Origin of the sequence: Ilumatobacter fluminis, from assembly GCF_004364865.1 — a bacterium.
GTDB lineage: Bacteria > Actinomycetota > Acidimicrobiia > Acidimicrobiales > Ilumatobacteraceae > Ilumatobacter > Ilumatobacter fluminis.
In genome coordinates this window covers 1,206,463-1,217,517 of the sequence record NZ_SOAU01000001.1, presented here as the reverse complement: position 1 = coordinate 1,217,517, position 11,055 = coordinate 1,206,463, and the positions used below count along the sequence as shown (strand labels likewise).

12 protein-coding genes and 1 tRNA gene are annotated in these 11,055 nt (G+C 69.1%); 4 read left to right on the top strand and 9 right to left on the bottom strand.

Features of this window, described 5'->3' with window-relative positions:
• Nucleotides 1-23: 23 nt before the first annotated feature.
• From BDK89_RS05425 to BDK89_RS05400, 6 genes are all read right to left on the bottom strand, one after another.
• A tRNA-Ala gene (locus BDK89_RS05425) sits at nucleotides 24-99 on the bottom strand.
• Nucleotides 100-177: 78 nt separating this feature from the next.
• On the bottom strand, nucleotides 178-861 hold the full coding sequence (locus BDK89_RS05420) for a hypothetical protein (RefSeq protein WP_133867974.1): 684 nt from the start codon (nucleotides 859-861) through the stop codon (nucleotides 178-180).
• Nucleotides 862-1,074: 213 nt separating this feature from the next.
• Nucleotides 1,075-1,569 (bottom strand): cyclic pyranopterin monophosphate synthase MoaC, encoded by a 495-nt coding sequence (gene moaC / locus BDK89_RS05415; protein ID WP_133867973.1) that lies wholly within the window; start codon nucleotides 1,567-1,569, stop codon nucleotides 1,075-1,077.
• 41 nt (nucleotides 1,570-1,610) lie between these two features.
• Nucleotides 1,611-2,585: a hypothetical protein gene (locus BDK89_RS05410; protein ID WP_208293974.1), complete on the bottom strand. Its 975-nt coding sequence runs from the start codon at nucleotides 2,583-2,585 to the stop codon at nucleotides 1,611-1,613.
• Nucleotides 2,586-3,584 carry a GTP 3',8-cyclase MoaA gene (moaA, locus tag BDK89_RS05405; RefSeq protein ID WP_133867972.1) on the bottom strand — a complete coding sequence of 333 codons (999 nt, stop codon included), beginning with the start codon at nucleotides 3,582-3,584 and terminating at the stop codon, nucleotides 2,586-2,588.
• Nucleotides 3,585-3,621: 37 nt separating this feature from the next.
• Entirely contained in the window at nucleotides 3,622-4,833 is a 1,212-nt protein-coding gene (locus tag BDK89_RS05400) for a molybdopterin molybdotransferase MoeA (RefSeq protein WP_166657395.1), read from the bottom strand.
• Between the two features lie 39 nt (nucleotides 4,834-4,872).
• Here BDK89_RS05400 and BDK89_RS05395 point away from each other — a divergent pair, with 39 nt between their 5' ends.
• The 4 genes from BDK89_RS05395 (at nucleotide 4,873) to BDK89_RS05380 (ending at nucleotide 7,291) form a co-directional block, all read left to right on the top strand.
• Complete coding sequence (locus BDK89_RS05395) at nucleotides 4,873-5,424, top strand: putative glycolipid-binding domain-containing protein (RefSeq protein WP_166657394.1); 552 nt, start codon at nucleotides 4,873-4,875, stop codon at nucleotides 5,422-5,424.
• Nucleotides 5,425-5,501: 77 nt separating this feature from the next.
• Nucleotides 5,502-5,825 carry an FmdB family zinc ribbon protein gene (locus BDK89_RS05390; protein ID WP_133867970.1) on the top strand — a complete coding sequence of 108 codons (324 nt, stop codon included), beginning with the start codon at nucleotides 5,502-5,504 and terminating at the stop codon, nucleotides 5,823-5,825.
• On the top strand, nucleotides 5,825-6,625 hold the full coding sequence (locus BDK89_RS05385; RefSeq protein WP_133867969.1) for an S-methyl-5'-thioadenosine phosphorylase: 801 nt from the start codon (nucleotides 5,825-5,827) through the stop codon (nucleotides 6,623-6,625). The genes BDK89_RS05390 and BDK89_RS05385 overlap by 1 nt, the downstream gene beginning before the upstream one ends.
• Before the next feature lie 75 nt (nucleotides 6,626-6,700).
• Entirely contained in the window at nucleotides 6,701-7,291 is a 591-nt protein-coding gene (locus tag BDK89_RS05380) for a hypothetical protein (protein ID WP_133867968.1), read from the top strand.
• A gap of 6 nt (nucleotides 7,292-7,297) precedes the next feature.
• Here the strand turns inward: BDK89_RS05380 and BDK89_RS05375 are convergent, their stop codons facing one another.
• Genes BDK89_RS05375 through BDK89_RS05365 form a run of 3 tightly spaced genes read right to left on the bottom strand, consistent with a single transcriptional unit; the run spans nucleotide 7,298 to nucleotide 10,952 of the window.
• Nucleotides 7,298-8,128, bottom strand: coding sequence for an undecaprenyl-diphosphate phosphatase (locus BDK89_RS05375; RefSeq protein WP_133867967.1), 831 nt, complete (start codon nucleotides 8,126-8,128; stop codon nucleotides 7,298-7,300).
• A 53-nt stretch (nucleotides 8,129-8,181) separates the two neighbouring features.
• Nucleotides 8,182-9,564 carry a TldD/PmbA family protein gene (locus BDK89_RS05370; protein ID WP_133867966.1) on the bottom strand — a complete coding sequence of 461 codons (1,383 nt, stop codon included), beginning with the start codon at nucleotides 9,562-9,564 and terminating at the stop codon, nucleotides 8,182-8,184.
• Nucleotides 9,561-10,952, bottom strand: a complete 1,392-nt coding sequence (locus BDK89_RS05365) for a TldD/PmbA family protein (protein ID WP_133867965.1) — start codon at nucleotides 10,950-10,952, stop codon at nucleotides 9,561-9,563. The genes BDK89_RS05370 and BDK89_RS05365 overlap by 4 nt, the downstream gene beginning before the upstream one ends.
• Nucleotides 10,953-11,055 lie beyond the last annotated feature (103 nt).

Sequence of the window (11,055 nt, the reverse complement as noted above, 5' to 3'; positions counted from 1 at the left end):
GAGGGGCCGGATCTTCACGGTTCTGGTGGAGCTGAGGGGAATTGAACCCCTGACCTCTTCATTGCGAACGAAGCGCTCTGCCAACTGAGCTACAGCCCCGTAAGTGACGGCCGCAGTGTAGCGGCGCCATGGACGGTTGCACCGCCCGGTTCGGCTCGCACGAGCCGGATCAGTGGCTCAGTGCTGCATCCAGTCGCTCGGCCACGAGCTGGTCTCGCGCTGGCGGGCCTGGGACAGCATGTAGCCGTAGGCACACAGGGCGAGGAACGCTGCGGCGAACACGTACAGCATGACGGCCGACTGAGTGGTCGCAGCGAGGAACAGGGTGGCAGCGACGGTGACGACGAGCATGAACAGCACGTTCGAGCGGCGACGACGGATCATCTCGTTCGAGGCGGCCGCCGGACGGCGCTCGTCGCGGTGCTGCGGACGGCGCTGGCCACCGGTCGGATCGCCGTGGCTCCGCTGACGGGGCTGTTCGTCGCGGTACTGGGGACGACGCTGGCCACCGGTGGGGTCGCCGTGGCTGCGCTGACGGGGAGCCTGCTCCCGCTCGCGAACCTGCGCGCCGGAGCGGGCGCCGTGGGTGCGACCACCGGCACCACGACGGAGCTGCGCCGGCTGCTGGCCGGGGCGTCCACCGGCGGCGGGACGCTGGAGCGGCGACTGGGCGAGCGGGCGGGCCATGCCGCGCATCGGGGCACCCGCCCGACTGGGCACGGTGCTCTGCAGCTTGTTGAGCTGACGACGGAAGTCGGTCACCGACGAGTTGGGTCGGTTCTCGATGCGGTTACGGAGCAGCGGCGGGATCAGCACGGCCGCCCAAGCGGCGGCGATCACCAGGAGGACGAGTTCGCCCATGTGTGTGAGTTCCTTCAGAGTCTTTCGGCGGGAGCGTTCGATCGGTTCCGGTTCGCGAGGCCGCGATCACAAGAACGACGTTTCATTACGATTCTACGACATTTGTAACAGGTACGGCAACGCAGGAGGTGTGATTCGTCATCTGTCGTCCATCTCCCGGACACCGTCGCAGGGTTGGTGCCGTCGGGGACATGTGCGAGAGCTTACGCAGTCTCAGTCCTCGACCCGGCGATAGGTGCCCGAACGGCCGCCCGTCTTCTCCCACAGCGCGAGTTCGCCGATCGTCATCGCACGGTCGGCCGACTTGCACATGTCGTAGATCGTGAGCGCCGCAGTCGCACAGGCGTGCAGCGCTTCCATCTCGACGCCGGTCCGGTCGACGGTGTCGACGAACGTCTCGACCGCCACGTGATCGTCACCGATGTCGAAGCTGATCGAGACCGCACCGACGAGGAGTGGGTGACACAGCGGGATCAGATCGGCCGTCCGCTTGGCGGCCTGGATCCCGGCCACTCTGGCGACGGCCAACACGTCACCCTTCTTGACCTCACGGTTGGCGATCGCCACCGTCGTCTCCGGTTTCATGAACACCTTGCAGCGGGCAACCGCACGGCGGTGCGTCGGCTCCTTCGGTGTCACGTCGACCATCCGGGCGTGCCCGAGCGGGTCGAGGTGGGTGAACTCGAGGTCGTTCGCGGCGTCACTCATGCGGCCACGAGGTTAGTTCGCCGCACCGGCCCCGGGCAGGGTCACCGTTGGATCGAACCCGTGTCGACGACCTCGAAGGCGGTGCCCGGCACCGCCTTCAGCTGGTTCAGGTCGTCGTCGTCCCAGCCCGGGTCGGGCGCTCCCTGGAAGTACCAGTTCGACCCGTTGTCGGCGACGATCAACCCGTACCGCTGCATGGCCACGGCGATCACCTTCGCCTGCCCCGACAGGCTGCTCACGTCGTACGACGCCTTCAGACGAAGGCGCAACCCCATCGGCGGCAGCGTCGGGTCGGTACGCGTGGAGGCGAAGTGGGTGGCGGGAGCGATGTAGCCCCGCTGCGTGCGCGAGAACGTGACCCGGATCGCGTGATGGATGGCGCCCGACGCCACCTCCTCGTAGCGGACCAAGCCGGGCAGGATCGGGAGCCCGGCCGCGTCTGCCGACGTCCAACCGGCGGGCCGGAGCGCGTTGGACGACAGGTCGAACCGGGCGCCGCTGTCGGCGCGCCAGCGGTTGCCGGTCGGGAAGGCCCGGTACAGCTCGAACAGCTCGCACGTGCCGGCTCGCACCGCCAGGACGTGACGGTCACCGGTGGCCGCGCTGCCACCCTCGACCGGCGCGTCGAGCGGGATCGGGAACGGACCCGGGTCGCTCTCGTCGCCGTACGCGACGTAGTCGACCGGCACCAGCGGTTGATCGGGTGGAACGACCACGTACGGGATGCCGTAGTCCGGGTTCTCGCCGAAGTCGGGGTGCAGCCGGGTCCCGCCGTTCGACTGGATCGTGGCGATGATCGCATCGGAGTCGGCACGGAGCGGGTCGGCCGAGACGTCGCGGTTCCAGGCGTTGTCGGCCGGGAACACGTCGCACCCCCCGACGGTCGGCACCGCCGATCGCACCCGCCTTGCGACGGTGTCGACGACCGCCGGTTCGTCGATGACGGAAAGGGCGGCGACGGCCGACGCCGAAACGCCGGCGGCGACCAGCATCCCGATCGCCGCGCCGCGTCGCACTCAGCCGCCGATCTGGCTCATGTTCCGCTTCGGGCGGATGAAGTTGACCTGGTTGATCTGGTGACCCGCCCACTTCGTACCGACGGCAGCCTCGATGCGAGCGGCGATCTGCTCGTCGGTCTCGCCGTCGCGCAGAGCGGCACGGAGATCGAACTCGTCGGTCGAGAACAGGCAGGTTCGGAGCTGACCGTCGGCGGTGAGCCGGACGCGGTCACAGTCGCCACAGAATGGCTTCGTGACCGTCGGGATCACGCCGACCAGTCCCCCGCCGTCGGTGTACCGCCACCGGTCGGCCGGCGCGGCGCCGCGGGCCGGCACCTGTTCGAGTTCCCACACCTCGGAGAGTCGGGCGACGATCTCGTCCTGGCCGACGACCTTCGACCGCTGCCATTCGTCGGTGGCGTCGAGCGGCATGAACTCGATGAACCGGACCTCGACGCCGGTGTCGCGCCCGAAGCGGGCGAGATCGACGAGCTCGTCGTCGTTGACGCCGCGTTCGATCACGGCGTTGATCTTCACCGGCTCGAAACCGGCGTCGATCGCCGCGTCGATGCCGGCGAGGACGTTCTCCAACTCGTCGCGGCGGGTCATCCGCTCGAATTTCTCGCGGTCGAGCGTGTCGAGACTGATGTTGATGCGGTTCAGCCCTGCCGCATGCAGATCGTGGGCCGTGTTGCGGAGCGTCGCAGCGTTGGTGGTCATCGCCACGTCGATGCCGAGCCCGGACAGCTGGCTGACCAGCCGGCTGAAGTGAGCTCGGATCGTGGGCTCACCACCCGTGAGCCTGATGCCGGTGAAGCCGTACTGTTCGACGCAGATGCGGGCGACGCGGGTGATCTCTTCGAACGTGAGGATCTCCGAGCGGGGCATCCACTCCATGCCCTCCTCGGGCATGCAGTACGTGCACCGGAAGTTGCAGCGGTCGGTGACGGCGATGCGCAGGTCGCGCACGACGCGACCGTACGGGTCGACCAGATCACGAGCTTCCCCTGCTCCCATGCGACCAGCCTACGGGCGATTCCCCGTACGGACGGGGTCAGCCCTGGAGCATGACGATGGCGACGTCGGCGCCGTCGGGGATGCCGTCGCCGTCGGGGACGATGGCGATCGCGTTCGAGAGGGCTGTGGCGGCGAGCTGGTGGCTGCCCTGGGCCCGGGCGGAGCGAACATGGCAACGACCGTCGTCGCCGAACTCGGCCAGCACCCGAACCAGGTGGACCTTGCCGTCGGAGCGGCGGGGCAACCCCTCGTCGGCGACGGCGACGAGGCTCGGCCGGGCGAGGCGTCGGTGCCCCATCATCCGGCGCAGAGCAGGACGGGCGAGCATCTCGAAACTGACGATCGAGCTCACCGGGTTGCCCGGCAGTCCGAAGATCGGCGTGCCCTCGATCTTGCCGAACGCGAACGGCTTGGCGGGCTTGATCGCGATCTGCATCCACGTCATGTCGGCGATCTGGCCGAGGACGGCCTTGACCACGTCGTAGTCGCCCATGCTGACGCCGCCGCTCGTGACGATCGCGTCGCACGACGCCGCCGCGTTCAGGAGCACGGTCTCGAGCGCGTCCTCGTCGTCTCGGACGATGCCGACGTCGACCACCTCGCAACCGGTCTCGCGCAGCATGCCGGCGAGCATCCGCCGATTGCTCTCGCGGATCTCGCCCGGCTGCAGCTCGCGCCCGTCCTCGACGAGCTCGTCGCCGGTCGACAACACGGCGACCTTCAGCCGGGGGTGAACGTGTACTCGCCGTGCGTTGATCGAGGCCAGCACGCCGACGATGGCCGGGGTGACCACGGTGCCCGCCTCGAACAGCAGGTCGCCGGGCTGGACGTCGTCACCGGCCCGGCGGACCGCCGCACCCGACTCGACCGACGCCGAGATGCGGACACGGTCGTCGCCGACCCGTTCGGTGTCCTCGACCATGACCACGGCGTCGGCACCGGCGGGCATCGGGGCGCCGGTCATGATCCTGATCGCCTCGCCGCGCTGCAGCACATGCGCGCTGTGGGCACCCGCCGCGATCTCGTCGACGACGGGCAGTTCGACCGGCGAGTCGGCGGCGCCCGCGACGTCGGCGGCGATCACCGCGTAGCCGTCGACCGCCGTGTTGTCGAACGGCGGCACCTGTTCGGTGGCGACCACGTCGTCGGCCAGGACGAGACCTTCGGCGACGACGAAATCGACGGCGACCGGGTCGTGCGGCGGGCACTCGGACAACACGAACGTCTGGGCGTCTTCGAGCGGTTTCACACCCGCACCGTACCGGCCACGCCACGGCACACTGGAACGGTGAATCCGCTCCACGAGCCCATCCCCGCCGACGGCTACGCCACGCGCTGGCAGACGTGGGACGGCAACCACGAGGAATCGTTCACCCTGGTCTGGGACAACGAGGCCTGGACGGCGACCGGCCAGGTCGGCAGCCACGACGTTCAATACGTCGTCCGCCTCTCCCCCATGTGGCAGGTGCGCCAGTTCCTGTTGTTCCGCGACCTCGCCGAGCCCGACCTGTGGCTCGGCACCGACGGACACGGACGATGGGGGGAGATGAACGGCGCCCATCGGGTCGATCTCGACGGCGGCATCGACATCGCCATGGCGGTCACGCCGTTCAGTCACGCCGGGCCGATCCGTCGGCTCGCCCTCGCCGTCGGCCAAGAGGCGCCCACGGTCGTGCTCGACGTCGACGTCGACACACTCGGCATCGTGCCGGCGGCGGCCACGTACCGCCGGACCGACGAACACACCTACGTGGTCGATCGTGCCGACGGCACCGCCACGGTGACCGTCGACGCCCACGGCATCCCCACCGAGGTCACCGACTCGTTCCGAACCCCCTGACCCGAATGGGGTCGGATACGTTTCGTCGGGCCCGACGAAACGTATCCGACCCCATTGTCGCTATCTTTTGTGACGCCATGCCCACCTACGTGTACAAGTTCGTCGAGACCGACGAAACCATCGAAATCCAGCAGTCGTTCGACGAGGACACCCTCACCGAGGCCGTGCACCCCGAGAGCGGGAAGACCATGCCGGTGAAGAAGGTCTTCCAGCCGGTCGGCGTCACGTTCAAGGGCCAGGGGTTCTACAAGACCGACAGCCGTTCCGGATCGAAGAAGAGCTCGTCGAGCAGCTCGTCGTCGACTGCCACCAGCACGTCGAGCGACAGCTCCTCGTCGAGCAGCGGTTCGAGCGACAGCTCGTCGTCGAGCAGCTCCACCGGTAGCTCGTCGAGCGACTGATGCTGATCCCCCTCGACGACCGGGCCAGCGAGTTCGGCATCGAGGTGGGCGTCATCGGCGGATCGGGGTTCTACGAATTCATCGACGACCCGGTCGACCTCGAGTTCGACACGCCGTACGGCGCGCCCTCCGCGGCGATCACGGTCGGCGAGGTCGCCGGACGAACCGTCGCGTTCCTGCCCCGCCACGGCCGCGACCACGACTACGTCGCACATCGTGTGCCGTTCCGGGCGAACATCTGGGCGATGGCGTCGCTCGGCGTCCGCTCCGTGTTCGGTCCGTGTTCCTGCGGCTCGCTGCAACCCGATCTGCACCCGGGAGATTTCGTCGTCGTCGACCAGATCGTCGACCGCACCTGGGGTCGCGACGCCACCTTCTTCGATCGCGGCGCACCCGACGACGCACCGGGATTCGACCAGCCGCTGCACCATCAGGCCTTCGCCGACCCATACGACCCGGGCCTGCGCCGTGCCCTCCTCGACGCCGCACGCCGGGTCGGGGTGACGGCCCACGACGGCGGCGCGATGGTCGTGATCAACGGCCCCCGCTTCTCCACCCGAGCCGAGAGCCGCTGGTTCCGGGAGATGGGATGGTCGGTCGTCAACATGACCGGCATGCCCGAAGCCGTGCTCGCCGCCGAGGCCGGCATGGCCTACGCGTCGGTCGCTCTGGTCACCGACTACGACGCCGGCGTCGACGGTCACGAACCGGTGACCATGGACGGCGTCCTCGCCGTGATGCGCGAGAACATCGCCCGGCTGCGCGACGTGCTGGAGCACGCCATCCCGTCGGTCGGCTGACGGCCCGCACGGGGCCGGGACACGGATAGCCTCGGACGCACCGACTTCCCCTCCCCCGTCTCGAGGAGGGTTGCGATGTCGATCATCGACCGAATGGGGAGCGGCATGGCGCTGCTCCGTCGAGTGCTGGCGCCGCGCCCGTGGGTGCGATGGACCGTCATGGTCGTGTGCAGTGCACTGTTCCTGGCGGCCTTGGCCGATCACCGCCGCCAGGTGACCTCGGCGCGGGACGGATGGGGCGAGACGCGAACGGTCTGGGTGACCGACCGCAGCGTCGCCGCCGGCGAGCCGATCACGGCGACGCCGACCGACCACCCGACGGTGGTCCTCCCCGATGATCCCGTCGGACACGACCCGTCGGGCACGGTGGCGCGACAGGCGATCGGTGCCGGTGAGGTCGTCGTGAACGTCGACGTCGCCCCGAACGGGGCACCCGCCGATCTGATCCCGGCCGGCTGGCTGGCGGTGCCGATCGTCGAGGCTGCGCCGTCGTCGGCCGCCATCGGCGAACGGGTGGTCGTGACCACCGACGGCGTCGTCGTGGCCGACGACGGACTCGTCGTGGCCGATCTCGGCGGAGCGCCGATGGTGGCGGTGCCGGCCGACGTCGCCCCGATCGTGGCACTCGCCAACGAGTCGGGCGTCACCTTGCTGCGGATGCCGTGAGCTCGGTCAGCCGGCGCCGAACGCGACCGCGATCAGGACGGCGACGCCGACCACGATGCGGTACACGACGAACGGCGTGAAGCTGAAGTTGCGCACCAGCGCGAGGGTGCCCCACACCGCGACCCATCCGGAGATGGCACTCGTGATCACGCCGATGACCAGTGCTCCGCCGAGCCCGTCGGGAACGCCGTCGGCGAACAGGCCACCGACCTTGAAGACGACCGCCCCGAGGATCACCGGCAAACTCAGGAGGAAGCTGACCCGTGCGGCGGTGTCGCGGTCGAAACCGATCCATCGGGCGGCCGTCATCGTGATGCCCGACCGCGACGTGCCCGGGTTGAGCGCGAGTGTCTGTGCCGCACCGACGATCAGGGAGTCCTTCAGGTGGAACTCGTCGATCGTGCGCTTGCCGTGCTTCTGGTCGGCCCACCACAGGAGCACACCGAACACGATCAACGACACGCCGATGATCGCCGGCGTGCCGAGGCGTTCGTCGATCCAGTCCTCGAGCACCACCCCGACCAGGGCCGCCGGGATCGTGGCGACGACGAGCAGCCACGCGATCCGTCCGTCCGGATCGATCGGCTTCTCGCGATTCCAGATCAGACGGACCCCTTCACGGATGTACCGCTTCAGGTCGTGACGGAAATACGCGACGACCGCCATGAACGTGCCGAAGTGGAGGGCGACGTCGAACGCCTTCTCGACCGACTCGTCACCGGGCGGGTCCCAGCCGAACACCCAGCGGGTCAGCAGGAGGTGGCCGCTCGACGAGATCGGGAGGAACTCCGAGAACCCTTGGACGAGCCCCAACACGAACGCCTGGTACCACGGCACGTCGGCCGAGCGTAACGGCGCGGGACGCCGTTACGCGGCAGGGCGTTCGCAGCTCAGGAGCCCGACATCGTGACGTCGTGGATCACGAGGCTGACGCCGGCGGCGCGCATCGGGAGCCAGTCGAGGTCGCCACCGATCTCCGCGATGTCGAGCAGCATTCGCTGCAGTGTCGACGCGATCGTGAACTCGCGGACCGGTTCGGCGACCGCACCGTTGCGGATCATCAGGCCGGCGGCACCGGTCGAGAAGTCGCCGCTGATCGGATTGACGCCCGAATGGAGGCCGGAGACGCTCTGCACGAGCAGCCCCTCGTCGATGCCGGCGATCAGTTCGCTCTGCGAACGGGTGCCGGGCACGAGCGACAACGCGAGGGCGCCGACGCCGGGGGTGCCGGCGAACCCGCCGCGAACGGCGTTGCCGGTCGACACCGTGGCGGCGCGACGGGCCGAGTACGAGTTGTGGGTGAACTGACGCAGGACGCCGTCCTCGATGAGGGGGTTGCGACGGGCCGCCAGGCCCTCGCCGTCGACGTCGGTCGCGGTGTAGGCGAGCGGGTTGGTGGGGTCGTCGACCAGGGTCACGTACGACGGGGCGACCTCGTCACCGAGGCGGTCCTTGAACAGGCTGCGCCCCTTGACGACGGCCTCGCCGTTGAGCGTCGACGCGATGATGCCGAGGAACTGTGCGGTCACGAGCGGGTCGAGCACGATCGTGGTGCGCTTCGACGCCGGCTTGGTGGCGCCCAGCAGGCGCGTCGCCCGCTCGGCGCCCTCGCGGGCGGCCCGACCGAGGTCGAGCGAGTCGGGGGTGCGTCCGACGCTGAAGCCGAAACCGGTCTGGGTCTCGTCGCCCTCGTCGGCGAGGGTCGACAGGCTCACGTAGCAGCCGTTCTCACGACCCCACTGCCGGATACCCGTCGTCGTGGCGACGGCGGCTTCACCGTGGGCGTCGGCGTAGTTCGCCTCGTCGATGCGTACGCGAGCGTCCTCACCGGCGGCGAGCCGTTCGAGTTCCATCGCGAGCTCGATCTTGCGATCGGTCGGGTACTCGGCCAGTTCGTCGTTCCACAACGACTGGTCGGTCATCGGCACACCGTCGGGTTCGGCCAGGCCGGCCCACTCGTCGGGGGTGCCGAACTCGACGTTGTCACGGGCCTCGGCGAGCACCTCGGCGATCGCCGACGACTCGAGCGTGCCGGCGTAGGCGAAACCGGTCCGGCCGTCACGGATGACCCGGATCCCGATGCCTTCGGCCTGGGCGGACACGAAGTGCTCGACCTCGCCCTGGTACACGCGGACCTCGGTGTCGCCGCCGCGAGACACGAATGCCTCGATCTGTTCGCCCGGCTTGGCCTGGGCGATCACCCGGTCGGCGAGTTCGAGGAGTTCGGCACCGTCGGCATGGCCGGCCGCGGGCCCGGTCGCGAGGTCGGTCATGACGCCGTCCCGCCGATCGTCAGCGACTTCACTCGCAGCGTCGGCTGGCCGTCGCCCACCGGCACGCCCTGGCCGTCCTTGCCGCACGTGCCCGGGTTGCCCATCGCGAAGTCGTTGCCGAGTAGGTCGATGTCGCGGAGGACCTGCGGGCCGTTGCCGATCAGGTTGCCCTCCCGCAGCGGCTCGGTGATCTCGCCGTTCTCGATCAGGTACGCCTCGTTCATGCCGAACACGAAGTCGCCGGTGGCGGTGTTGACGCTGCCACCGCCGAGGTGCGCGATGTACACGCCGTTCTCGGTGTCGGCGACGATGTCGTCGGGCTCCGACTCGCCGTTCATCACGTAGGTGTTGGTCATGCGGACCATGGGCAGATGCATATAGCTCTGCCGACGCCCGTTGCCCGACGGATCACGGCCGTCTTTGCGGGCACGAATGTGATCCCACATGTAGTCGACCAGCACACCGTCCTCGATCAGGACGTTGCGGCGCGTGCGGTGGCCCTCGTCGTCGATGCCCAGCGTGCCCCACTCGGTGCCCATCGTGCCGTCGTCGACCAGCGTGACGAGCGGCGACGCGACCAGCTCGCCGATCTTGTCGGCGTACACCGAGGCGCCCTTCTGGACGTGGTCGGCCTCGAGACCGTGGCCGCACGCCTCGTGGAAGAGCACGCCACCCGTGCCGTTCTTGATGACGACGGGCATCGCGCCGGACGGGGCGGGGCGTGCCTTGAGCTTGACGATCGCCTGGCGGGCCGCATCACGGGCGAGCGCCTCGACATCGAGCTCGTCGAAGGTCTCCCAGCCGACGGTCCGGCCCATCGACTGGAACCCGGTCTGCATACCGGTGTCGCCGCTCGCGACCGCCGAGATGCGCACGAGCAGCCGGACGACGTCGTCGTCGGCGAGGAGCCCGTCGCTGTTCGCGACCAGGACGCGCTTGCGGCTGTCGCCGTAGCCGGCCGAGACCTGGACGATCTCGCTACCGAACGACCGTGCCGCCTCGTCGACGCGCTGCATCAACGAGACCTTGTCGGCCTTCGCGATGTCTTCCGGATAGGTGACGATCGAGTTCGGCCGATGCGCCGGCGACTGGGAGAGCGCCACGGTGCGGACACCGCCGTCGCCCTGGCTGGCGGCCGCCGCTGCGGCCCGGGCGGCCTCGGCGAGGCCCGACTCGGACAAATCGCTCGTGTGCGCGAAGCCGGTCGTCTCGCCCTTGATGACGCGGATTCCGGCACCGCGATCGCGACCGGACGTCACCTGTTCGACGCGTCCGTCGTCGAGCGCGACCGAGGTGTTGCGTTTGTCTTCCGCGTAGACCTCGGCGAAGTCGGCCCCGGTTCGGAGGGCTTCGGCGATCGTGCGTTCGACGACATCGTGGTCGATCATGGTTCCGAGGATACGGACCACGCCGGGCCGTGCCCACGCGGGCGATCACCGCCATCGTTCCGTGACGAAACCGTCACCTGCCCGGTGCGTGTGTGAGTGCGCC